A 201-nucleotide genomic window follows, 5' to 3' on the forward strand; every position below is an offset into this window, starting at 1 on the left:
GCGCCGGTGCATTGCAGCTTCAGCGCAGCCAACGTCAACGACGTTGATGAAGGCAGGAGGCTGAACATCGAACCGCAGGCCACCTACGTGTTCGACAAGGGTTATTACGACTTCAACTGGTGGGCGAGCCTGGATGCCCAGAAGGCCCGCTTCGTCACACGATTCAAGTCCAACGTGCAGCTCAAGGTCCTGGCCCAGCGC

General features: G+C 59.7%; 1 protein-coding gene. It reads left to right on the plus strand.

The genetic code is table 11. From position 1 onward, the window contains the following. Positions 1-201 (plus strand): transposase (locus PSEWESI4_RS24955; RefSeq protein ID WP_187673933.1); only part of this gene is annotated, 201 nt, incomplete at both ends.

Source organism: Zestomonas carbonaria, assembly GCF_904061905.1.
Taxonomy (GTDB): domain Bacteria; phylum Pseudomonadota; class Gammaproteobacteria; order Pseudomonadales; family Pseudomonadaceae; genus Aquipseudomonas; species Aquipseudomonas carbonaria.